This is a genomic window from Pseudomonas taeanensis MS-3 (genome assembly GCF_000498575.2).
GTDB lineage: Bacteria > Pseudomonadota > Gammaproteobacteria > Pseudomonadales > Pseudomonadaceae > Aquipseudomonas > Aquipseudomonas taeanensis.
Genome location: NZ_AWSQ01000001.1, coordinates 1,234,578 through 1,257,210, shown reverse-complemented (window position 1 = coordinate 1,257,210; position 22,633 = coordinate 1,234,578). Strand labels below are relative to the sequence as shown.

The window sequence follows — 22,633 nt, the reverse complement described above, 5'->3', positions numbered from 1 at the left end:
GCTAGGGTAGGGCTCTAGCCCTGCCCCTAGCGCCTCCGCTGGAGTGTTGCCTTGAAGTCGCTTACCGACCTGACCTTCGACAATCGCTTCGCCCGTCTCGGCGATGCATTCTCGACCCACGTGCTGCCCGAGCCGATCGCCGAGCCGCGCCTGGTGGTCGTCAGCACGGCGGCCATGACCTTGCTCGACCTCGACCCGAGCGAGGCCGAGAGCGAGGTGTTCGCCCAGCTGTTCGCCGGCCACAAGCTGTGGAACGAAGCCGAACCGCGAGCGATGGTCTACTCCGGGCACCAGTTCGGCAGCTACAACCCGCGCCTGGGCGATGGTCGCGGCCTGCTGCTCGGCGAGGTGCTCAACGATGCCGGCGAGCACTGGGACCTGCACCTCAAGGGAGCCGGGCAGACCCCCTACTCGCGCATGGGCGATGGTCGCGCGGTACTGCGCAGCTCGATCCGCGAATTTCTCGCCAGCGAACACTTGCAGGCCCTGGGCATCCCCACCTCGCGCGCACTGTGCGTGACCGCTTCGAGCACCCCGGTGTGGCGCGAGCGCAAGGAAAGCGCGGCGATGCTGCTGCGCCTGGCACAGAGTCACGTGCGCTTCGGCCACTTCGAGTACTTCTATTACACCCAGCAGCACGAGCAGCTTAAGCAACTCGGCGAGCATGTGTTGCGCTGCCATTTCCCGGCCTGCCTGGAGCAAGACGCGCCCTACCTGGCGCTGTTCCGCGAAGTGGTCGAGCGCAATGCCGAGCTGATTGCCCGCTGGCAGGCCTACGGCTTCTGTCACGGGGTGATGAACAGCGACAACATGTCGATCCTCGGCATCACCTTCGACTACGGCCCCTACGCCTTCCTCGACGACTTCGACGCCAACTTCATCTGCAACCACTCGGACGACAGCGGCCGCTACAGCTTCAGCAATCAGGTGCCTATCGCCCAGTGGAACCTCGCCGCCCTGGGCCAGGCGCTGACCCCCTTCGTCGAGGTCGACGCACTGCGCGAGACCCTGGGCCTGTTCCTGCCGCTGTACCAGGCGCACTACCTCGACCTGATGCGTCGGCGCCTCGGTCTGCTGACTGCCGATGAGGCCGACGAGGCGCTGATTCAGCGCCTGCTGCAGCTGATGCAAGGCAGCGCAGTGGACTATACGAACTTCTTCCGCGAGTTGGGCGACAGCTCGCCGCAACAGGCGCTCGCGCGCTTGCGCGACGACTTCCGCGATCTTGCAGGCTTCGATGCCTGGGCGGCCGACTACCGCGCCCGCGTTGCCAGCGAGGCCGAGGCCGAGACCGGGAGCCAGGAGGCGCGCCGCACACGCATGCACGCGGTCAACCCCAAGTACATCCTGCGCAACTACCTGGCCCAACAAGTGATCGAGGCCGCCGAGCAGGGCGATTACGCCCCGGTGCGTGAACTGCATGCGGTGCTCAGCCAACCCTTCGACGAACAACCGGGCTACGAGCGTTATGCCGAGCGCCCGCCGCAGTGGGGCAAGCACTTGGAAATCAGCTGTTCGTCCTGAGCCCCTGGCGCCATCCCTAGGATGGCGTTGAGCGCAGCGATACCCATCGCCAACCGACAACGATGGGTAACGCCGCTTCGCGACTAACACATCCTACGCCCCGCCATCTAACTGGCCAGCAACCACTCCAGCCCCATGGCCACATGCACTTCGCTGCTGTCGAGCAGCGGCAACGGTGCCTGCACGCCCTCCAGCAACAGACCGATCTCGGTGCAGCCGAGAATCGCCACCTCGGCCCCCTGCTCGCGCAGTTCGGCCAGGCACTCCAGATAAAAATCACGGGCACTGGCCTGGAACACGCCCTGACACAGCTCGGCGAATATCACCCGGTCGATCTCCTCGACCTGCTCCGGCGCAGGAATCATCACCTCGATATCGAAGCGCTCAGCCAGACGCTGGCGGTAGAAATCCTGCTGTACGGTGAAACGTGTGCCGAGCAGCGCCGCCCGCTGGGTACCTTGCTGGTGCAGGGTCTGGCCGACGGCATCGCCGATATGCAGCAGGGGAATCTGCACCGCCGCCTCGATACTCGCTGCAACCTTGTGCATGGTGTTGGTTGCCAGCAACAAGGCACCGGCTCCAGCTCGCTCCAGCCCCTGCGCCGCCTCGGCCAACAGCGCCCCCGCCGCCGGCCAATCGCCACGCCGCTGCAGTTCGGCAACTTCGGCGAAGTCCACCGAGTGCAGCTGCAACCGCGCGGAGTGCAGGCCGCCAAGATGCTCACGCACGCCCTGATTGAGCAGACGGTAATAGCTGGCCGTGGACTCCCAGCTCATGCCTCCGAGAATTCCTAACTGACGCATACCGCACTCCAAACAGGAAAACTCGAGCCTAGCCGGCCAGGTGCTCGACGCACAGTCACAGTCCGCTGCAGAGCCTGCGATACAGCTACTCCTGTTAAGCCTTAATGGCATATAAACCTTTTCAAACATTCTTAGACTATCTAAGCAAAGCTCACTATCTTGGCGCCCTGAGAGGCTCAGCCACGGCTGCGCCCGAGACCTCACGCGAGTCGCACATTAAGGACGCCCCATGTTCTGGGACTCATTGCCCCTCCCTCTGCTGTTTGTCGGTGCCCTGCTGATCTGGGTATTGGTGGCCTTCATCCGCGAGAAATGGAGCCCGGATATCGTCGCCGCGATCGCCGTGGCCGCCCTGCTGGTGACCCAGTTACTCAGCCCCAGCGAAGTGCTCAGCGTGCTGAGCAATTCCGCGCCGGTGACCATCGCCTGCATGTTCGTGCTGTCTGCCGCCCTGGAGCGCACCGGCTGCATCGACGCCCTGGGTAACTGGCTGGGCAACCTGGTCGGTACCAACCCGGTACGCGTACTCACCGGACTGACCCTCACCGCCCTGGTGATCTCCGCCTGCCTGAACAACACCCCGGTGGTGGCCATCCTCACCCCCATCGCCATCTCACTGGCCCGCCGCTCTGGCAGCATGCCGTCCAAACTGCTGATCCCGCTGTCCTACGCGACCATCCTCGGCGGCACCCTGACCATGATCGGCACCTCGACCAACATTCTGGTCGACGGCGTCGCACGCACGGCGGGCGTGGCGCCGTTCGGCATCTTCGAAATCACCGGCGCCGGCCTGATCCTCGCCAGCGTCGGCATGCTCTACCTGCTGACCATCGGCCGTCATCTGCTGCCAGACCGGGAAACCCTGTCCAAGCAGTTGCGCCCCGACCTCGACCGCACCTTCATGACCGAACTGCTGGTGCCACACGGCTCACCGGTGATCGGCAAGACCCTGAGCGAGGCCAATCTCAACGGCGGCAGCGGCCTGCAGGTGCTCAAGCTGTTTCGCGAGGACTTTGAGCTGACCGAGCCGGGCCACGATACCCTGCTGGCCACTGGCGACCGCCTGGTGCTGCACGGCCAGGTGAAAAACGTGGTCGAGTTGCGCGAGAGCGGACATTTGACCTTCAACCGTGGCGATGCCTTCGAGACCATCAGCAGCCACGACGTGATCCTCGCCGAGGCCATAGTCGGGCGTAACTCGCGTTACAGCCACAGACCCATGCGCGACCTCGACCTCACCGCGCGCTACGGCATCGCCGTGCTCGCCGTGCACCGCCAGGACGAGAACATTCAGGGCAACCTCGACGACTTCGAGTTGCAATTCGGCGACGTGCTGCTGGTTGAAGGCACCCCGGCGCAGATCAAGCGCTTCGCCGACAACGGCGAACTGATCAGTCTCAACGCCGTACAGGAACGCGCCTTCCGCCGCGACAAGGCGCCGATTGCGATCATCGCCACCCTGGCGGTGATGATCCTGGCGGCCTTCGGCCTGATGCCGATCGAGGGCCTGGCGATCATTGGCGCGGTGAGCGTGCTGGCGACCCGTTGCCTGGACGTGGAAGACGCCTACAAGGCGGTGGATTGGAAGATTCTCAGCCTGATCTTCGGCATGCTGGCCATCAGCATCGCCATGGACAAGGTCGGCCTGGTCAAGCTGCTGGTCGAGAACACCATGACCCTGCTGCCCTGGGCCGGGCCGCTGCTGATGCTCTCGTTCATCTACCTGTTCACCTCGATCCTCACCGAGATGCTGTCGAACAACGCGGTGGCGGTGCTGGTCACCCCCATCGCCATCGGTGTGGCTCAGCACTTGGGCGTCGATCCGCGCGCGTTCGTGGTGGCGGTGATGTTCGCCGCCAGCGCCAGCTTCGCCACGCCGATCGGCTATCAGACCAACACCTTCGTGTATAACGCCGGCGGCTACCGTTTCACCGACTTCATGAAGGTCGGCATTCCGCTCAACCTGATCCTCTGGGTCGTGGCGTCCCTGGTGATTCCGCTGTTCTGGCCGCTGACCCCGATCTAACAGACAGGGCTCGACCAGCTCCCGGCGCCCCGTTCAGTCCGGCAAAGGATTGACCGGGGCCAGGTGTTTTATCCATGCTGCGGGCCTCGTCATCTGCCCGAAGGAACGTCGCATGAAACTGGAAACCCTGGCCATTCACGCCGGCTACAGCCCCGACCCCACCACCAAAGCGGTGGCGGTGCCGATCTACCAGACCAGCTCCTACGCCTTCGACGACACCCAGCATGGCGCCGACCTGTTCGACCTGAAGGTCGCCGGCAACATCTACACGCGGATCATGAATCCGACTAACGCCGTGCTGGAAGAGCGCGTCGCGGCGCTGGAAGGCGGTGTCGGCGCCCTCGCCGTGGCCTCGGGCATGGCCGCCATTACCTACGCCATCCAGACCGTTGCCGAAGCCGGTGACAATATCGTCTCGGTGGCCAAGCTCTACGGTGGCACCTACAACCTGCTGGCCCACACGCTGCCGCGTTTCGGCATCCAGACTCGCTTCGCCGCCCACGACGACATCGCCGCCCTGGAGGCGCTGATCGACGACAAGACCAAGGCGGTGTTCTGCGAATCCATCGGCAACCCGGCCGGCAACATCGTCGACCTGCAGGCCCTGGCCGATGCCGCGCACCGTCACGGCGTGCCGCTGATCGTCGACAATACCGTGGCCACGCCAATCCTCTGCCGGCCCTTCGAGCACGGCGCCGACATCGTCGTGCACTCGCTGACCAAGTACATCGGTGGCCACGGCACCAGCATCGGCGGCATCGTGGTCGACTCCGGCACCTTCCCCTGGGCTGACCATAAAGAGCGCTTCGCGCTGCTCAACACCCCGGATCCGTCCTACCATGGCGTCACCTACACCGAGGCCTTCGGCCCCGCCGCCTTTATTGGCCGCTGCCGCGTGGTGCCGCTGCGCAACACCGGCGCGGCGCTGTCGCCGTTCAACGCCTTCCTGATTCTGCAGGGCCTGGAGACCCTGGCGCTGCGCATGGAACGGCACTGCGACAATGCCCTGAAGGTCGCCGAATTCCTGCAGAGCCATCCACAGGTGGCCTGGGTCAAGTACGCCGGCCTGGCCGAGCACCCCGAGCACGAACTGGCCCAGCGCTATATGCAGGGCAAGCCGGCGTCGATCCTGTCCTTCGGCATCAAGGGCGGCCAGGTCGCCGGCGCCCAGTTCATCGACGCCCTGCAACTGGTGGTGCGCCTGGTGAATATCGGCGACGCCAAGTCACTGGCCTGCCACCCGGCTTCCACCACCCACCGCCAGCTCAACGACGAAGAGCTGGAGAAGGCCGGGGTACCTCGCGACATGGTGCGCCTGTCCATTGGCATCGAGCATATCGACGACATTCTTGCCGACCTGAGCCAGGCCCTGGCCGCTGCCGGCTGACTTGATATTTGCCGCGCCGGCTCCAGATTAGGTGTATCCCGATCTGGAGCCCCTCATGACCGACCCCCTGCTGATCCCCTGCCCGGCCTGTAACGGCCTCAACCGCATCCCCGCCCAGCGCCTGGGCGACACTCCGACTTGCGGCCGCTGCAAGGCCGAGGTGCTGCCGGGCAAGCCCTTAGAACTGACCCAGGGTAACTTCGCCAGCCAGCTGAAAGGCGACCTGCCGCTGCTGGTGGATGTCTGGGCCAGCTGGTGCGGCCCCTGCAAGGCCTTTGCCCCGACCTTCAGCCAGGCCGCCGCGCAACTGCAAGGCCGCTGCCGCCTGGGCAAACTGGACAGCGAGGCCAACCCGCAACTGGCAGGACAGCTGGGCATCCGCTCCATTCCCAGCCTGATCCTGTTCAAAGGCGGCCGCGAAGTGGCCCGGCAAAGCGGCGCACTGCCGCTGCCACAGCTGATGGACTGGTTGCGCAGCCAAGGCTTGTGAGCGAATCGGTCAATCCACCGGAACGACGCGGTCATTGCCGCGTCGATCCAAGGTATTAGGCTGAGGGACATCAGCCGAGGAGGTCGAACGCCATGCCCATGCCTGTGGAAATTGCTCGCCAGTTCACTGAACAAGCCATCGCCTTCGTCAAGCGCAGCGGGCTCAAGGCTGAGGTCCTGGAGCCCGGCTTCGTGCGCCTGCGCATGCCGCTGAGCGACAACCAGAACCATATCGGCAGCATGTACGCGGGCGCCCTGTTCACCCTGGCGGAAATTCCTGGCGGTGCGCTGTTCATCACCAGCTTCGACAGCACTCGCTTCTACCCCATCGTCAAGGAAATGAACCTGCGTTTCCGCCGACCGGCCACCAGCGATATTCAGGTCGAGGCGCGGCTCGCCGCGGATGAGATCGAACGCCTGCAAGCCGAGGCGTTGCGCTTGGGCAAAGCGGAATACTGGCTGGAGTTGCAACTGACCGACACCAGCGGCGAAGTGGTGGCAGAAAGCCGCGGCCTGTATCAATTACGTACGCACTGACGCCTGACCTTGCCATAGGTCAAAAGACCCGCTAAATGCATAAGGCACAATTCAATGCCGACATGCCCCCCGGCAGGAGAGCGGCCCATGCTCAGCCACATTCTCATCGCCCACGATCTACGCGACACCGCCGACCAGGCCCTCTGCCGCGCCGCCCAGTTGGCCCGTCAGCACCGCGCCAAATTGACCCTGCTGCATGTGCTCGACCCCAGTCAGAGCCGCCAGCAACATGAACAGGCCCAGCAAGCCCTCGACGGCAAAATGAGCCAATACGCTCCGCCCGGCAGCGAGCTGCGCTTTCACAGCGGCAAGCCGTCCGAGGTGGTGTTGCAACAGGTGCAGCAACTCGGTTGCGACCTGCTGGTCCTGGGCGCCCACCACCAACGGCATGACTTCTTTTCCGGCACCAGCCTGGACCGCATCGCGCGCAGCTGCCCTGTGCCCCTGCTGCTGGTGGCGCGCAACGACTTTCAGCCCTATCGGCACGCCCTGGCCGCTATCGATTTCTCCCTGTGCGCCTGCAGCGCCCTCGGCCAAGCCTATCGCCTGCTACCGGCAACCGCAGAGCTGCACGCCTTGCACGTATTCGAGGCGGACAAAGGCACGCCCCAACAAGTCGACATGCAATTACATATTCAACAGGCATTGATCGACCAATTACTCGAGGACGAAGCGCAGAACTTCCCCGTTCCTGGCCCGACTCTGACCCATTCGGTACTCCAGGGTGGCATTTTGCGCTGCTTGCAGAAACAGCTGAAAAGCCGGAACAGTGAGCTGCTGGTACTCGGCAGCCACGGCCGCAGTGCACTGTCCCAGGCCTTGCTCGGCAGCCTGGCGCAGCACTTCCTGCACAAGGCGCCCTGCGACATTTTCGTCGTGCGCTAGGGTCTGTTGGCGGGTTATGCCTCGGCTAGCCCGCCCAGCGGAATCGCCGACTCACTCAACCGCCGTTCAGCAGGTCGTGCAGTTCGACGAACTGCTGGCTCAGCTTGTGCCGCGCATCCAGATGGATCAACGGCATGCACGCCTGATGCGATTCGCGCATCTTCACCGAGCTCATCAAGTTCACCGGTAATACCGGCATGCCCTCGGCGATCAACTCATCGAGCAACTGCTGCGGCAGCGAGGCGCGCGGCTGAAACTGGTTGACCACTATGCCTTCGACTTGCAGGCCTTCGTTGTGATCCTCCTTGAGCTCCTCGATCTCGCGCAGCAGGCCATATAGCGCATTGCGCGAAAAACTGTCGCAATCGAAGGGAATCAGCACACGATCGGCGGCAATCAGCGCCGAAACCGCATAGAAGTTCAGCGCTGGCGGGGTATCCAGATAGATGCGTTCGTAGTCCTCACTCAAGCTGTCGAGGAGTTTGCGCAACTTGTTGATCTTGTGTTTCGCCTCGAGCTTGGGCTGCAAGTCGGCCAGCTCGGCAGTGGCCGTGACCACGTGCAGGTTGTCGAACGGCGTCTCGTAAATGTCGACCGTAGCCTTCTTGGCAAAGGGTCCACTGGACAGGGTCTGTTTGAAGAAGTCGGCGATACCCATGGGAATATCATCGCCAGACAGCCCCGTGAGGTAATGCGTGGAGTTGGCCTGAGCATCCAGGTCCACCACCAAGGTGCGATAGCCCTGCGCCGCGCTCACCGCCGCCAGATTGCAGGCAATGCTGGATTTACCTACGCCACCCTTCTGATTGAACACCACGCGCCGCATCTCATATCCTCCCTCTCCCTGAATGGCCTTGGATTCTATGCAAAGCGCATGACAAGGGCGAGGCTGCGGCGCAAATCAACCGCCCATCCATCAGAAGCCCCCTGCAAAGTTTGCGCAGAGTGCGTGCCAGCTAGATAATGCCTCGCACTTCGCCGCAGCACCTCGACCAGCTCTGGTTGAGCAGGACACCACAATAGACAAGGATGCCCGAAGGGGCCGGGAAACTTCCTCGCGTGATGCATTTCAAAATCGATCAATGGCGTGCCTGGGCCCCCGGCCTGGATAGCACAGACGACTGGCGCGCCTGGTGTCGAGCCCCCATGCGCCTGCCAGACGCGCAGCAGCAGCCGGATGTCGGCTTTCTGCCGGCCCTGCAGCGCCGCCGCCTCAGCCGCCTGGCACGCATGCTGTTTCACGTCGCCTGGCCCATCGCCGAAACCCAGCCAGCGCTGCCCCTGGTGTTTGCCTCGCGGCATGGCGAAACGCCGAGAACCCTGGCCCTGCTCACCGATCTGGCGCACGACGAACCGCTGTCGCCCACCCAGTTCAGCCTCTCGGTACATAACGCGATCATCGGCCAGTGGTCGATCCTGCGCGGCGACAGCAGCGAAATGACTGCCCTCGCCGCCGAAGGCGACGGCCTCGAACAGGCCATGCTGGAGGCCAGCACCTTACTCGGTGAAGGCGCCCCGGCCGTGCTGCTGGTGATCGCCGAGGAAGCCGCGCCGGCGCTGTACGCCCCCTATATCGACGACGTGCCATTCCCCTATGCCCTGGCCCTGCTGCTCAAGCCAGGTGACGACTGGCAGCTGCAACTGCGCCCGGGCCAGGGCCCCAGGGAGCAATGGCCACACCCCCTCAACCTGCTACGCGCCCTGTGCGGCGAACAGCGTTGCCTCGAACATCACTGGAAAAATCGCCAATGGACCTGGTCACTCAACAAGGCCTGAGCCGCCATAGCGCGCCCTACGCCTGGCGCCTGATCGCCACCGCCCTCAGCTTTGCCCTGTTCGGCATCGGTGGCGTGCTCCTGCGCGTACTGATTTTCCCCCTGCTCGCGCTGCTGCCCGGTAACCGCGAAGCGCGCCGCACGCGGGCCCGGGCCACGGTGAGCGGAGCGTTCCGCGCCTTCGTCCAGTTCATGTTCCACAGCGGCGTGCTGACCTATGAAGTTGAGGGTGTCGAGCGCCTCGGCCGTCCTGGACAGATGGTCATCGCCAACCACCCCTCGCTGGTCGATGTGGTGGTGCTGATCGCCTTCATCCGCGATGCCAACTGCGTGGTCAAGCAGAGCCTGTGGGACAACCCCTGCATGCGCGGGCCGATCCGCTCGGCCGAGTACATCAGCAACAGCGGCAGCCTGGACATGCTCGATGAGGCCGCCACGGCCCTGCGCGATGGCCAGACCCTGATCGTATTCCCCGAAGGCACGCGCACCACGCCGGGGCAGAGCCCCGAATTCCATCGCGGCGCCGCGGCCATCGCGGTGCGCGGCGCGCGCATCGTCACCCCGGTGGTGATCAGCGTCAGCCCCACCACCCTGACCAAGGCCGAGCCCTGGTACAGCATCCCCCGTCGGCGCTTCCATGTTCGCCTGCGTGTGGGCGAGGACATCGACCCCGGGCAATTCAGGGCCCAGGGGCCAGCACCGATTGCCTCACGCAAACTCAATGATTACCTGCATCAACACTTTATGAAGGAGCTCGCAAAAGATGAGCAATCTGCAACTTGAGATAAAAAACCTGATCATCGACGCCCTCGGCCTCGAAGACATGGCCGCCGAAGACATCGCCGCCGACCTCAGCCTGTTCGGCGAGGGCCTGGGCCTGGACTCGGTGGATGCCCTGGAGCTCGGCCTGGCCATCCAGAAGCGCTTCGGCATCAAGATCGACGCCGACGCCAAAGACACTCGCAAGCACTTCGCCAACGTCACCAGCCTGGCGGCCTTCGTTTCGTCGCAGCAGCACGCCTGAGGAGGCTCGCAGATGCAAACCCGTGATGAGATTTTCGCCACCCTGCGCGACGCCCTGGTCGAACTGTTCGAGCTGGACGCCGCCCAGATCAGCCTCGAAGCCAACCTCTATGAAGACCTGGAGATCGACAGCATCGACGCCGTCGACCTGATCGACCACATCAAGCGCCAGACCGGCAAGAAGATTGCCGCCGAGGAGTTCAAGGCCGTGCGCAGCGTCGGCGATGTGGTCGAGGCGGTGTATCGCCTGGTCAATGCACCCGCAGCCTGATGACCCGTCCATGAGTCGGTTGATCGGCCTGATCCTGCTGCTCGCTGGGCTGAGTTACCCCTTTGCGGTGTATTTCGGCCAGCAGCAGCTATCGCCGCGGGTCTTCGCCCTGCTGCTCGGTGCTCTGTGGCTGGCACGCCTGCTGATACAGGCGCAGCGTCCCGGCAGCCGCTGGATGGCGGCTGCCGCGCTGGCCTTCTGCCTGCTGCTCGGGCTGGCGGATGATCCCGACTTGCTGCGCTGGTATCCGGTGCTGATGAGCCTGTTCTGCCTGGGCCTGTTCGGGCTCAGCCTGAAGTTCGGTCCGCCGCTGATCGAGCGCCTGGCGCGCCTGCGCGAACCGAACTTGCCCGAAGCTGGAGTGCGCTATACGCGCCAGGTGACCAAACTCTGGATCGCCTTCTTCCTCGCTAATGCCAGCATCGCCAGCGCCTTGACCCTGTGGGCACCGCTGAGCTGGTGGGCGCTGTACACCGGGCTGATTTCCTACGGCCTGATGGGCCTGCTGTTCGCCGGCGAATGGCTGGTGCGCCAACGCGTGCGGGGCCTGGCATGAGCTGGCTGGATCTCGAGCAGCTACTGCTCACAGAACAACCGGCGCGACCGGTCAGCCTGGCGCCCAGCCTGCAACACGGCGAACTGCGCGAGCAGGCCCTGCGCCTGGCCGCGGGCTTGCAGACCCGCGGTGTACGCCGCCTGGCCGTGCACCTGGAAGATACCGCCGATCTGGCGATTGCCCTGCTCGGGGCCTGGCGCGCCGGGGCCAAAGTGCTGCTGCCGGCCGACCTGCAAGGGCAAACCCGCCAGCGCCTGAACCCGCACGTCGACCTCTGGCTCAGCGAGCACCCCGGCGACGCCAACCTCTCCAGCCTGCTGGACGAGCCCCTACCGGGCGCCATACTGGCGCTGGATGACTGCGCGCTGACCCTGTGCACTTCGGGCTCCAGTGGCGAGGCCAAGCTGATCGACAAAAGCCTGCGCCAGCTGGGTAATGAAGTCCGCGCCCTGGAGCACTTGTGGGGCGCCGAGCTGGGCCAGGCCTGCATCGTCGGCAGCGTGGCCGCGCAGCATATCTACGGCCTACTGTTCCGCGTGCTCTGGCCGCTGTGCGCCGGGCGGGTGTTTGTCCGCCGCGCGCAGCCATTCCCGGAAGACCTGCAGCGCGTCAGCCTGGAACAACCCGACTTTGCCTGGATAGCCAGCCCGGCGCTGCTCAAACGCATGGGTGACAACCTCGACTGGCCGGCACTGAGCCGCGTGCGCCGGGTATTTTCCTCCGGTGGCGCCCTGCCTCTGCCCGCCGCGCGGCAGTTGCGCGACAACCTCGGCCAGTGGCCGACCGAGATCTTCGGCAGTTCGGAAACCGGTGGCATCGCCTGGCGCCAGGGCGGCGAGCTGTGGCGGCCGTTCGCCGGTGTGCGCGCCAGCCTGAACAGTGCAGGCGCGCTGCGTATCGAGTCGCCGTACCTGCCCAGCGGGCAGATCGAGCAGACCGCCGATGGCGCCAGGTTCGAGGCCGATGGGCGCTTCGAACTGCTGGGGCGCCTCGACCGCATCGTCAAGCTGGAAGAAAAACGCATTTCCCTGCCCATGCTCGAACAGGCGTTGGCCAGTCATCCCTGGGTCGAAGACGCGCGTCTCGGCGTTATCCAGGCCCATCGCGCCTACCTGGGTGCGCTGGTCGCCTTGAGCGACGCCGGCCTGCACGCCCTGCGCAATCAGGGTCGCCGCACCCTGACCGGGCAACTGCGCCAGCACCTCGGCGAACACTGCGCCGCGCTGGCGCTGCCCCGCCGCTGGCGCCTGGTCCGTCAGCTGCCGCTGAACGCTCAGGGCAAGCTGCCGCAGGCCGAGCTGGAGACCCAGCTGTATGCCCCGCGCACCCAGCAACCGCAGCTGCTCGGTCAGCGAGAAGCGGACGGTCAGTGGCACCTCGAGCTGGAGGTGCCGCTGGATCTGGCCCACTTCACCGGGCACTTCCCGCAAACCCCGGTGCTGCCCGGCGTAGTGCAGATCGACTGGGCGCAGCAGCTGGCGCGGCAACTGATCGCCGAGCTGCCGCCACGCTTCTGCGGCATGGAGGTGCTGAAATTCCAGCAGCTGGTGCGCCCCGGCGATCGCCTACAGCTGTCGCTGCGCTTCGACGCCAGCCGCGGCAAGCTGTATTTCGCCTACCGCAACGGCGCGGCGGCCTGCTCCTCGGGGCGCATCCTGCTGGCGGCCGCCCATGCGTAAGGAGCCCCTTAACAGCGTTGGCGAGGCAGTCAGCGCCAGACAAGAACAGGCGAAGAAGCGCAGTTTACCGGCACTAAATGAGCATTCTGAGCCTGCTCTTAACACAGCGATGGCAACGCAGGTAGCTTTTCAGGGGTTCCATAAGCCCTGCGCGGTGATCCCGGTGTACAACCACGAACAGGCCCTGGCCCAGGTGGTGCACGCCCTGCGCGCCGGCGGCTGGCCCTGCGTGCTGGTCGACGATGGCTCCGATCCCGGCTGTGCGCGGGTGATCGAACAGGTGGTCGCGCAGACCGCCAGCCACCTGCTGCGCCTGCCGAGCAACCAGGGCAAGGGTGGCGCGGTGATGGCCGGTCTGCGCGAAGCCGCGCGCCTGGGCTACAGCCATGCGCTGCAGGTCGACGCCGACGGCCAGCACGATCTGGACAACCTTGGCGACTTCCTCGCCGACTCACAGGCTCACCCCCAGGCGCTGATCTGCGGCTACCCACGCTACGACGCCAGCGTGCCCAAGAGCCGCCTCTACGCCCGCTACCTGACCCATGTCTGGGTGTGGATCAACAGCCTGTCGCTGCACATCCGCGACTCCATGTGCGGCTTTCGCATCTACCCGCTGACGCCGACCCTGGCCTTGCTCGACGCGGTGACGATCGGCAAGCGCATGGACTTCGACACGGACATCCTGGTGCGCTTGAGCTGGCGCAATCAGCCGATGCGCTGGTTGCCTGTGCGCGTGCATTACCCAGCGGACGGCGTCTCGCATTTCCGCCTGCTGCAAGACAACCTGCTGATCTCGAAAATGCACGCCCGACTGTTCTTCGGCATGCTCTGGCGCGCCCCGCAATTGCTCTGGCGCAGGTGGCGCGGATGAACCAGCAACACTGGGCCGAGCACCAGGAGCGCGGCAGTTTCCTGCTGATGCGCGTGACCGCCTGGGCCACGCGCCACCTCGGCCGGCGCCTGCTCAGCCCGCTGCTGCACCTGATCGTGCTGTACTTCTTCCTGTTCGGTCGCCGCGCCCGCCAGAACATCTGGGACTATCAGCGGCGACTGGCGCTCTGGAGTGGTCGCGAGGCTCTGCGCCCGAGCCTGCGTTCGGTGTTCGGCCAGTTCATGGCCTTCGCCGACGCCCTGCTGGACAAGCTCGACGTGTGGAACGGCCGCCTGCGCCTGGAGCAGATCGAGATTAACGACCCGGCCAACCTGCGCGCACAGCTGCAGGGCCCGCGCGGACAGATGCTGGTCGGCGCGCACCTGGGCAACCTCGAGGTGTGCCGCGCCCTGGCCGAACTCGGCGAGCAAGTGCAGATGAATGTCCTGGTGCACACCAAACACGCCGCCCAGTTCAACCGCCTGCTCGGCCAGGCCGGCGCCAGCCACCTGCGGCTGATCCAGGTCAGCGAGCTGGACCCGGCGATCATGCTGCAACTGAGCCAGCGCCTGGAACGTGGCGAATGGCTGGCCATCGCCGGTGACCGCGTGCCGTTGCACGGCGCGCGCAAGACCCGGGTGGATTTCCTCGGCCAGCCCGCCGATCTACCGCAAGGCCCCTGGCTGCTGGCCGGATTGCTGCAATGCCCGATCAACCTGCTGTTTTGCCTGAAGCAGGCACAACGCTATCAACTGACCCTCGAACCCTTCGCCGAACGCATCGAATGGCGCCGCAGCGAACGCGAGCAGGTGATCCACGGCTGGGCCCAACGCTATGCCGACCGCCTCGGCCATCACTGCCTGCAAGCGCCGCAGCAATGGTTCAACTTCTTCCCATTCTGGAACAACCATGACGACACACCAGCCTGAAGCCGTCGTATTCGGCGAGCGCCCGCTGAGCATCGAGCAAGTAGTCAGCCTCGCTCAGGGCCACAGCGCCACGCAGTTGCAAAGCGATAACGCCTTCCGCCAACGCATCGCCAAGGGCGCGCAGTTCCTCGACTCGCTGCTGGATAAAGAGGGCGTGATCTACGGCGTCACCACCGGCTATGGCGACTCCTGCGTGGTCGCGGTGCCGCTGCATCAGGTCGAGGCGCTGCCACGCCACCTGTACACCTTCCATGGCTGCGGCCTGGGCAAGCTGCTCGACCCGGCGGCCACCCGCGCGGTGCTGGCGGCGCGTTTGCAGTCGCTGTGCCAGGGCGTGTCCGGGGTGCGCATCGAACTGCTGCAGCGCCTGCAGGCCTTTCTCGACTACGACATCCTGCCGCAGATCCCGGAAGAGGGTTCGGTCGGCGCCAGCGGCGACCTGACCCCGCTGTCCTACGTCGCCGCCACCCTCAGCGGCGAGCGCGAGGTGCTCTACCGCGGCGCGGTGCGCAGCTCCGCCGAGGTGCATGCCGAGCTGGACTGGCAGCCGCTGACCCTGCGCCCGAAAGAAGCCCTGGCGCTGATGAACGGCACCGCGGTGATGACCGGACTGGCCTGCCTGGCGTTCTCCAGGGCTGACTACCTGCTCAAGCTGGCCAGCCGCATCACCGCGCTCAACGTGGTGGCGCTGGCTGGCAACCCGGAACACTTCGACGAGCGCCTGTTCGCCGCCAAACCGCACCCGGGGCAGATGCAGGTGGCTGCCTGGCTGCGCCAGGACCTCGCCATCGATGCGCCGACGCCGCCGTTGCACCGTCTGCAGGATCGCTACTCGCTGCGCTGCGCACCGCACGTGCTGGGGGTCATGGCCGACAGCCTGGGGCTGCTGCGGCAATTCATCGAAATCGAACTGAACAGTGCCAACGACAACCCGCTGATCGACGCCGAGGCCGAGCGCGTGCTGCACGGCGGGCACTTCTATGGCGGGCATATCGCCTTCGCCATGGACAGCCTGAAAAACCTGGTGGGCAACGTCGCCGACCTGCTCGACCGGCAGCTCGCCCTGCTGGTGGACGTGCGCTACAACCACGGCCTGCCGAGCAACCTGTCCGGCGCCCCGGCGGCGACCGCGATGATCAACCACGGTTTCAAGGCCGTGCAGATCGGCGCCAGCGCCTGGACCGCCGAAGCGCTGAAAAACGGCATGCCGGCGAGCCTGTTCTCGCGCTCCACCGAGTGCCACAACCAGGACAAGGTGAGCATGGGCACTATCGCCGCCCGCGACGCCTTGCGCAGCCTGGAACTGACCGAACAGGTCGCCGCCGCCACCCTGCTGGCCGCCAACCAGGGCGTCTGGCTACGCCTGCGCGACGAACCGCGGCAGCTGCCGGCGCCGCTGGCCGAGATGCACAGGCAACTGGCCAGCGACTTTGCGCCAGTGATCGAAGACCGCGCCCTGGAAGGCGAGCTGCGCCTGTGCCTTGAGCGTATCCGCGCGCAGCACTGGAGGCTGTATGCGTAAAGCCGGCGTGCTGCAGGCCGAGGTCGAAATCCTCGTGCCGTTCTTCGACGTCGACTCGATGGAGGTGGTCTGGCACGGGCATTACGTCAAGTACCTGGAAGTCGCGCGCTGCGCCCTGCTCGACCGCCTCGACCACAACTACACGCAGATGCGCGCAGCCGGCTACGCCTGGCCGATCATCGATCTGCAGCTGCGCTACATACGCGGCGCACAGTTCGGCCAACGCATCGTCGTGCGCGCCGACCTGATCGAGTGGCAGAACCGCCTGAAGATCAATTACCTGATCTGCGACGCCGTCAGCGGCGAGCGCCTGACCCGCGCCAGCACAGTGCAGGTGGCGGTGGACATCGCCAGCCGCGAGATGCAACTGGCCTCGCCCAAGGTGTTCGTCGCGGCCGTGGAGCAGGCGCTCGCATGATCCGCGCCCTGCTGCTGGCCGGCCTGCTGCTGTGCGCGTCCTTGGCCCAGGCCTTCGACCTCGAACAGCTGAGCGCCCAGCTGGCCAAGCCGGCGCTGCTGCGTGGCCCCTTCATCCAGGAGAAACACCTGCGCGCCCTGCCCCAGCCACTGACCAGCAAGGGCCTGTTCGTGCTGTCTGCCGAGCACGGCCTGCTCTGGCAACTGCGCAGCCCGCTGCACCTGGACTACCGCATCGACGCCAATGGCATCGCCCGGCGCACCAAGCAGGGCTGGCAACAGCAAGCCGGGCAGGACAGCGCCGGACAACAGAGCCGGCTGTTTCTCGCCGTACTCAAGGGCGACCACGCCGGCCTGGCCCGCGATTTCGAGCTACACCTCGGCGGCAGCGCCGACGCCTGGCAACTCAGCCTGACGCCACGTTCCTTGCTGCTGAAACAGATCTTCAGTGTCATCCAGATACAGGGCGGCGCGCTGGTCGAGCGCATCGAGCTGCAGGAAGCCCAGGGCGACAGTACTTTGTTGCGCCTGCCGGACAGCCAGACGGGTAATAGCCTGAGCGAGCAGGAGCGCAACGACTTTGCCGATTGAGCGCTACCTGCCACGGCTGTTCGGCGTGCTGTTGCTGGCCCTGCTGGCCCTGACCGCCTGGCAATGGCGCAACGGCCCACCGCTGGCGACCAGCCTGCTGAGCCTGCTGCCGCATGGCGCCGGTGACCAGCTAGTGCAGCGCGCCGAGCAGCGCATGCAGGAACCGCTGAACCGTGAAGTACTGCTGTTGATCGGCCACCCACAGCGCGAACAGGCCATCGAACTGGTGCGCCAGGTCGCCGAGGACTGGCGCACGACCCAGCGCTTCGAACGGCTGCAGTGGCGCCTGGACGCCGACCTTAGCGCCCTGCGCCAGCAATTGCGCAGCAGCCGCCTGGACCTGTTGCCGGCGGCCGCTCGAGCGCAGCTGATCGAGCAGCCCGAGGCATTTATCCAGCAGCGCGCCGCGCAACTGTTCGACGCCTTCGCCGGCTACAGCCTGCTGCCGCTCGAACAGGACTGGCTGGGGATCGGTGCCCGCGCCCAGCAGACGCTCAACCCGCAGCAACGTATTCAGGCCGATCTCGGCAGCGGCGCCCTGCTGCTGCAGGATCAGGGCATGACCTGGACGCTGTTGCGCGCACGCACCCGGGATGGCGCCTTCGACCTGCAGGCCCCGGCGGAGATCGCCGCCGCCGTGCACCGCGCACGCGACACGGTCGGTGCCCAGGGCGGCCAACTGCTGGCCGCCAGCGGCATGCTCTACGCCGCCGCCGGACAAGCCACGGCCGCACGCGAGATCAGCTGGATCGGCGGCGGCGCCCTGCTCGCGACGCTGCTGTTGCTGCTGCTGGCCTACCGCCGCGCACGGGTGCTGGTCAGCCTGCTGCCGGTCGGCGTGGCGCTGCTCGCTGGCAGCAGCGCCTGCGTGCTGCTGTTCGGCCAGGTCAACATCATGACCCTGGTCCTCGGCACCAGCCTGATCGGCGTGGCGCTGGACTTTGCCCAGCACTATCTGAGTAAAAGCTGGGGCCAGAGTAACTGGCACAGCTGGAGCGCCCTGCGTGCGACCCTGCCCGGCCTCAGCCTGAGCCTGGCGACCAACCTGATCGGCTACCTGGCGCTGGCCTTCACCCCCTTCCCGGCGCTGACCCAAGTCGCGGTGTTTTCCGCCGCGGGCCTGATTGCCGCCTACCTCTGCGCGGTGTGCCTGCTGCCGGCCTGGCTCAGCGGCCTGCGCCTGAGCCCCGCGCCAGCACTACTCGGCGGCAGTCAGCGCCTGCTGGCCTGGCGGGCAGCGCTGCTCGCCAAGACCGGCAGCGGGCCACTGCTCGGACTGCTGGCGTTGTTCTGCGTCGGCGGCCTGCTGCAACTGCACAGCCAGAACGACCTGCGCCAATGGCTGGGTCAGCAGCCGCAGCTGCTCGCCGAGGCCCAACAGATCGCCGAGCTGACCGGACAACAGCCCACCAGCCAGTTCTTTCTGGTGCGCGCCGCCGACCCGCAGCAACTGCTGCAACGCCAGGCCGCGCTGAGCGCACGCCTGGATCAGGTGGTGGCCAGCGACCAGCTGCGCAGCTACCGCTCGCTCAACCAGCTGCTCGCCCCGGCCAGCCAGCGACTGGCACTGCGCGAGGCCCTGCAGGCCTTGCCGCAGCACTGGCAGCCGTTGCTGGCAGCCGGCATTCCCGAAGCCGCCTTGCGCGCGGAACTCGAGCAGCTGCTGGACACACCGCCCACCAACCTCGAACAGGCCCTCGCCGGCCCGTTCGGCGAGGGCTGGCGCCCGCTCTGGCTGGGCCGCAGCGACAGCGGCGTGGCGGGCCTGATCAGCCTGCAGGGCCCGGCCGACATGCCCTCATTACGCGCGGCGGCCGAAGGCCTCGACGGCGTGCAGCTGGTCGATCGCCTGGGCGAGCTGAACGGCCTGTTCGCCGCCACGCAACTGAGCGCCGCCGAGCTCAAGCTGACGTCCTGTGTGGCGATCCTGCTGTTGCTGAGCCTACCGTTCGGCCTGCGCGGCGCGCTGCGGGTGGTCTGCCTGCCGCTGCTGGCAGCCCTGACTGCGCTGGCCTGCCTCGGCTGGCTGGGCCAGCCGCTGACCCTGTTCAGCCTGTTCGGCCTGCTGCTGATCACCGCCATCGGCGTCGACTACACGATCCTCATGCGCGAGAACATCGGCGGCCCGGCGGTCAGCCTGCTCGGCACCCTGCTCGCGGCCCTGACCAGCTGGCTGTCCTTCGGCCTGTTGCTGGTCAGCCAGACCCCGGTGATCGCCAACTTCGGCCTGGCGGTCAGCCTCGGCCTGTTCTTCTGCTTCCTGCTGGCGCCCTGGGCCAGTCCGGCCACGCGACGCGGTACGACGCAGAACACTGACCAGACCACTGTGTGGGATGAACTCAGCCGCCCAATGGCCAACCCCAGCACCTACGGGTGCCCGCCGCGGGCTGCGCCGCGGCTTGATAAGGACTGTCAATGAACCGCGCCTCCACTACCTATGTCGAAGAAACCCCATTCGGTTTCTGGTTCCTGCAGAGCCATGTCTGGCGGCACCATGTGCTGCGCGTGGCAATCGACGACCTCAAGCGCCTGATCGACGCGCCACTGCCCAGCGCACCGGTGCTGCTGGATGCCGGTTGCGGCCAGGGCAAATCCTTCGGCCTGCTCGCCGCCGTCTTCCAGCCCGCGCACCTGATCGGCCTGGATGCCGATCCGCACAGCCTCGCCTGCTCGCGCGCCGAGGCCGAGCGCCTGGGCCTGGACGTGCAGCTGATCGCCAGCGATTGCGCGGCGATCCAGCTGGCCGATGCCAGTGTCGACCTGCTGTTCTGTCACCAGACCTTCCACCACCTGGTCGAGCAGGAGCAGGCCCTGGCCGAGTTCTGGCGAGTACTCAAGCCCGGCGGCCTGCTGCTGTTCGCCGAGTCGACCAAGTTCTACATCGACACCTGGGTGATCCGCTGGCTGTTTCGCCATCCGATGCAGGTGCAGAAAAGCGCCGCGGAGTACCTGGCCATGCTGCGCGCTCAGGGTTTTGAGTTCAGCGAGCACAATGTCGCCTACCCCTACCTGTGGTGGAGCCGCGCCAAGGACTTCGGCCTCTTGGAGCGCTGGGGGCTGCGCCAGCCCAAGCCGTTCGGTCAGCGCGACGAGACCCTGGTCAACGTGGCGGCGCGCAAGCCGCTGGAGCCTGTCGCCCGATGATCCGCGCGACGCTGCTGGGCCTGTGCCTGCTGCTCGGCGCCTGCGCCGCGCGCACGCCACTGCCACTCGCGCCAGCGCAGCTGGTCACGGCGCTGCCGTTGTCCCTGCATATCCGCCGTGAGCAGGCCGGCCAGCAGCAGGACTGGCTGCTGGTGCTGCAGCGCGAGGACGCGGTCCTGCGCTGGTCGCTGTTCGATCCGCTGGGGGTGCCACTCGCCCGGCAACAGCTGAGCGCAGGCGAATGGCGCAACGACGGCCTGCTGCCGCCGAATGGCGAAGCCCGCGAACTGTTCGCCGCCCTGCTATTCGCCCTGACGCCAGGCGACGCTCTGGCGCTTTACTACCCAACCGATGCCTGGCGACTGGCGGCCGATGGTCAGCGCCGACTTAACCCGGCGTGGCAGATCAGCTACCGTGCACCGCTGAATTTCACCCTGAACACCATGCGCGGCCTGAGTTATCGGGTCAGCGCACTTGCCGCCGAAGAAGGTTCCTGATGCCCAGCTACCTCAACGCCCTCGGCCTGATCTGCGCCCTCGGCCAAGGCAAACAGGCCGTCGCCGACGCGCTGTTCGCCGGCGACGCCAGCGGCATGCGCGCGCAGGACGGCTGGGTGGCCGACCGCAGCCTGACCCTGGGCGCGGTGCGCGCCGAGTTGCCGCCGATGCCGGCCGGCCTGCAGGCCTCGCACAGCCGCAACAACCAGTTGCTGCTGGCAGCCGCCCTGGAGATCGAGCCGCAGCTTCGCGCCACCATCAAAACCTATGGGCCCGAGCGGATCGCCGTGGTCCTCGGCACCAGCACCTCGGGCATCCATGAAGCCAGCCAGAGCATCGCCGCCTCTGTCCACGACGGCGCCCTGCCCGCGGACTATTGCTACGCCCAGCAGGAGATGGCCGCCCCGGCGACCTTCCTCGCCGACTGGCTGGGCCTGAGCGGCCCCGCCTATTGCCTGTCCACTGCCTGCACCTCCAGCGCCCGCGCCTTGCTCAGCGCCCACCGGCTGTTGCAGCAGGGTCACTGCGACGCGGTGCTGTGCGGCGGCGTGGACAGCCTGTGCCGCCTGACCCTGAACGGCTTCAGCGCCCTGGAAGCGGTCAGCGCCGAGCGCTGCAACCCGTTCTCGGCCAACCGCCAGGGCATCAATATCGGCGAGGGTGCGGCGCTATTTCTCATGACTAAAGAGCTGATGACCCGGGAGCAGACCTCCATCGCCCTGCTCGGTGGCGGCGCCAGCTCGGATGCCTACCACATCTCCGCCCCGCAGCCGCAGGGCCTCGGCGCGCAACAGGCGATGCGCAAGGCCCTGGCCGCCGCGGGCGTGACGGCCGAGCAGATCGACTACCTCAACCTGCACGGCACCGCCACCGCGCACAACGATGCGATGGAGAGCCTGGCGGTGCAGGCGCTGTTCCCCCAGGGCGTGCCCTGCTCCTCGACCAAACCACTGACCGGCCACGCCCTGGGCGCCGCCGGGGCGCTGGAGGCGGCGTTCTGCTGGCTGAGCCTGAGCCCCTACAACCGCGACAACCTACTGCCGCCGCACCTGTGGGACGGCCAGGCCGAAGATCAGCTGCCGCGCCTGCAACTGGTTGCCCAGGGCACACGCCTGGGGCACAAGCCCCAGCGGCGACTGATGAGCAACTCCTTCGCCTTCGGTGGTAACAACCTGTCACTGATCCTCGGAGACGCGCCATGAGCCTGTGGCCCATTGCCGAGCTGCTGCCGCATGCCGGCGACATGATCCTTCTCGATGAGGTGCTGCGTTACGCTGAAGAGGACGTGGAAACCCGCCTCACCGTGCGCCCCGGCGGTCTGTTCAACCAAGCCGATGGCAGCCTGCCGGCTTGGGTCGGCATCGAACTGATGGCGCAGAGCATCGCCGCCTATGCCGGCTGCCACGCGCGCCAGGCCGGAGAACCCGTGGCCCTGGGCTTCCTGCTCGGCACGCGCAATTTCCAGTGCAACGTCGAGCGTTTTCCGGCCGGCGTCGAGCTGCGCATCAGCGCGCTGCGCTCGCTGCAGGACGACAACGGCATGGGCGTCTTCGAGTGCCACCTAGACGGCCCGAACATCCACGCCGAAGCGCGCCTCAATGTGTTCCGCCCGCCGCAGGCGGAGCGCTACCTGCAGGAACAACCCGAGGGGCGCGGACAATGAATGACGTTATTCGGCTGACCGGCCATAGCCAAGGCCCCATAATC

24 protein-coding genes are annotated in these 22,633 nt (G+C 66.3%); 22 read left to right on the top strand and 2 right to left on the bottom strand.

The annotated features are described in order from the left end of the window. Nucleotides 1-51 precede the first annotated feature (51 nt). Entirely contained in the window at nt 52-1,524 is a 1,473-nt protein-coding gene (selO, locus tag TMS3_RS05450) for a protein adenylyltransferase SelO (RefSeq protein ID WP_025164245.1), read from the top strand. Between the two features lie 107 nt (nt 1,525-1,631). On the opposite strand, the gene TMS3_RS05445 is transcribed toward selO, so the two are convergent. After that, nucleotides 1,632-2,327, bottom strand: a complete 696-nt coding sequence (locus TMS3_RS05445; RefSeq protein ID WP_025164244.1) for an aspartate/glutamate racemase family protein — start codon at nt 2,325-2,327, stop codon at nt 1,632-1,634. 229 nt (nt 2,328-2,556) lie between these two features. On the opposite strand from TMS3_RS05445, the gene TMS3_RS05440 reads away from it, so the two are divergent. From TMS3_RS05440 to TMS3_RS05420, 5 genes are all read left to right on the top strand, one after another. Then, complete coding sequence (locus tag TMS3_RS05440; RefSeq protein WP_025164243.1) at nt 2,557-4,353, top strand: SLC13 family permease; 1,797 nt, start codon at nt 2,557-2,559, stop codon at nt 4,351-4,353. A gap of 112 nt (nt 4,354-4,465) precedes the next feature. Then, a complete protein-coding gene (locus tag TMS3_RS05435) occupies nt 4,466-5,740 on the top strand; it encodes a bifunctional O-acetylhomoserine aminocarboxypropyltransferase/cysteine synthase (protein WP_025164242.1) in 1,275 nt (424 codons plus the stop codon). 55 nt (nt 5,741-5,795) lie between these two features. After that, nucleotides 5,796-6,230 (top strand): thioredoxin TrxC, encoded by a 435-nt coding sequence (gene trxC, locus TMS3_RS05430; protein WP_025164241.1) that lies wholly within the window; start codon nt 5,796-5,798, stop codon nt 6,228-6,230. Nucleotides 6,231-6,322: 92 nt separating this feature from the next. Next, entirely contained in the window at nt 6,323-6,766 is a 444-nt protein-coding gene (locus TMS3_RS05425; protein WP_025164240.1) for a PaaI family thioesterase, read from the top strand. Between the two features lie 87 nt (nt 6,767-6,853). Continuing rightward, on the top strand, nt 6,854-7,651 hold the full coding sequence (locus TMS3_RS05420; RefSeq protein WP_025164239.1) for a universal stress protein: 798 nt from the start codon (nt 6,854-6,856) through the stop codon (nt 7,649-7,651). A 55-nt stretch (nt 7,652-7,706) separates the two neighbouring features. Here TMS3_RS05420 and TMS3_RS05415 read toward each other — a convergent pair whose 3' ends face one another. Beyond that, complete coding sequence (locus tag TMS3_RS05415; protein ID WP_025164238.1) at nt 7,707-8,477, bottom strand: ParA family protein; 771 nt, start codon at nt 8,475-8,477, stop codon at nt 7,707-7,709. Between the two features lie 233 nt (nt 8,478-8,710). Between TMS3_RS05415 and TMS3_RS05410 the strand changes: the two genes are divergently transcribed. The 16 genes from TMS3_RS05410 (at nt 8,711) to TMS3_RS05335 (ending at nt 22,589) form a co-directional block, all read left to right on the top strand. Beyond that, complete coding sequence (locus TMS3_RS05410; RefSeq protein ID WP_025164237.1) at nt 8,711-9,427, top strand: beta-ketoacyl synthase chain length factor; 717 nt, start codon at nt 8,711-8,713, stop codon at nt 9,425-9,427. Beyond that, the gene (locus TMS3_RS05405) at nt 9,400-10,209 is read left to right on the top strand and encodes a lysophospholipid acyltransferase family protein (RefSeq protein WP_025164236.1); all 810 of its coding nucleotides are present in this window, start codon (nt 9,400-9,402) and stop codon (nt 10,207-10,209) included. The genes TMS3_RS05410 and TMS3_RS05405 overlap by 28 nt, the downstream gene beginning before the upstream one ends. Next, nucleotides 10,190-10,450: a phosphopantetheine-binding protein gene (locus TMS3_RS05400; RefSeq protein ID WP_025164235.1), complete on the top strand. Its 261-nt coding sequence runs from the start codon at nt 10,190-10,192 to the stop codon at nt 10,448-10,450. The genes TMS3_RS05405 and TMS3_RS05400 overlap by 20 nt, the downstream gene beginning before the upstream one ends. A 12-nt stretch (nt 10,451-10,462) precedes the next feature. Beyond that, complete coding sequence (locus TMS3_RS05395) at nt 10,463-10,720, top strand: acyl carrier protein (RefSeq protein WP_025164234.1); 258 nt, start codon at nt 10,463-10,465, stop codon at nt 10,718-10,720. A 10-nt stretch (nt 10,721-10,730) separates the two neighbouring features. Beyond that, on the top strand, nt 10,731-11,276 hold the full coding sequence (locus TMS3_RS05390) for a COG4648 family protein (protein ID WP_025164233.1): 546 nt from the start codon (nt 10,731-10,733) through the stop codon (nt 11,274-11,276). After that, the gene (locus TMS3_RS05385) at nt 11,273-12,955 is read left to right on the top strand and encodes an acyl-CoA synthetase family protein (RefSeq protein ID WP_025164232.1); all 1,683 of its coding nucleotides are present in this window, start codon (nt 11,273-11,275) and stop codon (nt 12,953-12,955) included. Before TMS3_RS05390 ends, TMS3_RS05385 begins: the two co-directional genes overlap by 4 nt. A 109-nt stretch (nt 12,956-13,064) precedes the next feature. Beyond that, nucleotides 13,065-13,826: a glycosyltransferase family 2 protein gene (locus TMS3_RS05380; RefSeq protein WP_029866131.1), complete on the top strand. Its 762-nt coding sequence runs from the start codon at nt 13,065-13,067 to the stop codon at nt 13,824-13,826. Next, a complete protein-coding gene (locus tag TMS3_RS05375; RefSeq protein ID WP_029866130.1) occupies nt 13,823-14,755 on the top strand; it encodes an LpxL/LpxP family acyltransferase in 933 nt (310 codons plus the stop codon). Before TMS3_RS05380 ends, TMS3_RS05375 begins: the two co-directional genes overlap by 4 nt. After that, on the top strand, nt 14,736-16,277 hold the full coding sequence (locus TMS3_RS05370; protein ID WP_025164229.1) for an HAL/PAL/TAL family ammonia-lyase: 1,542 nt from the start codon (nt 14,736-14,738) through the stop codon (nt 16,275-16,277). The genes TMS3_RS05375 and TMS3_RS05370 overlap by 20 nt, the downstream gene beginning before the upstream one ends. Then, a complete protein-coding gene (locus TMS3_RS05365) occupies nt 16,270-16,695 on the top strand; it encodes an acyl-CoA thioesterase (RefSeq protein ID WP_025164228.1) in 426 nt (141 codons plus the stop codon). The genes TMS3_RS05370 and TMS3_RS05365 overlap by 8 nt, the downstream gene beginning before the upstream one ends. After that, nucleotides 16,692-17,285: an outer membrane lipoprotein carrier protein LolA gene (locus tag TMS3_RS05360; protein WP_025164227.1), complete on the top strand. Its 594-nt coding sequence runs from the start codon at nt 16,692-16,694 to the stop codon at nt 17,283-17,285. Before TMS3_RS05365 ends, TMS3_RS05360 begins: the two co-directional genes overlap by 4 nt. Then, the gene (locus TMS3_RS05355) at nt 17,275-19,704 is read left to right on the top strand and encodes an MMPL family transporter (RefSeq protein ID WP_025164226.1); all 2,430 of its coding nucleotides are present in this window, start codon (nt 17,275-17,277) and stop codon (nt 19,702-19,704) included. Before TMS3_RS05360 ends, TMS3_RS05355 begins: the two co-directional genes overlap by 11 nt. Beyond that, a complete protein-coding gene (locus TMS3_RS05350) occupies nt 19,701-20,429 on the top strand; it encodes a class I SAM-dependent methyltransferase (protein WP_025164225.1) in 729 nt (242 codons plus the stop codon). The genes TMS3_RS05355 and TMS3_RS05350 overlap by 4 nt, the downstream gene beginning before the upstream one ends. Beyond that, the gene (locus TMS3_RS05345; protein WP_025164224.1) at nt 20,426-20,926 is read left to right on the top strand and encodes a DUF3261 domain-containing protein; all 501 of its coding nucleotides are present in this window, start codon (nt 20,426-20,428) and stop codon (nt 20,924-20,926) included. Before TMS3_RS05350 ends, TMS3_RS05345 begins: the two co-directional genes overlap by 4 nt. After that, a complete protein-coding gene (locus TMS3_RS05340) occupies nt 20,926-22,128 on the top strand; it encodes a beta-ketoacyl-[acyl-carrier-protein] synthase family protein (protein WP_025164223.1) in 1,203 nt (400 codons plus the stop codon). Before TMS3_RS05345 ends, TMS3_RS05340 begins: the two co-directional genes overlap by 1 nt. Beyond that, entirely contained in the window at nt 22,125-22,589 is a 465-nt protein-coding gene (locus TMS3_RS05335; protein ID WP_025164222.1) for an ApeP family dehydratase, read from the top strand. Before TMS3_RS05340 ends, TMS3_RS05335 begins: the two co-directional genes overlap by 4 nt. Nucleotides 22,590-22,633: the final 44 nt, after the last annotated feature.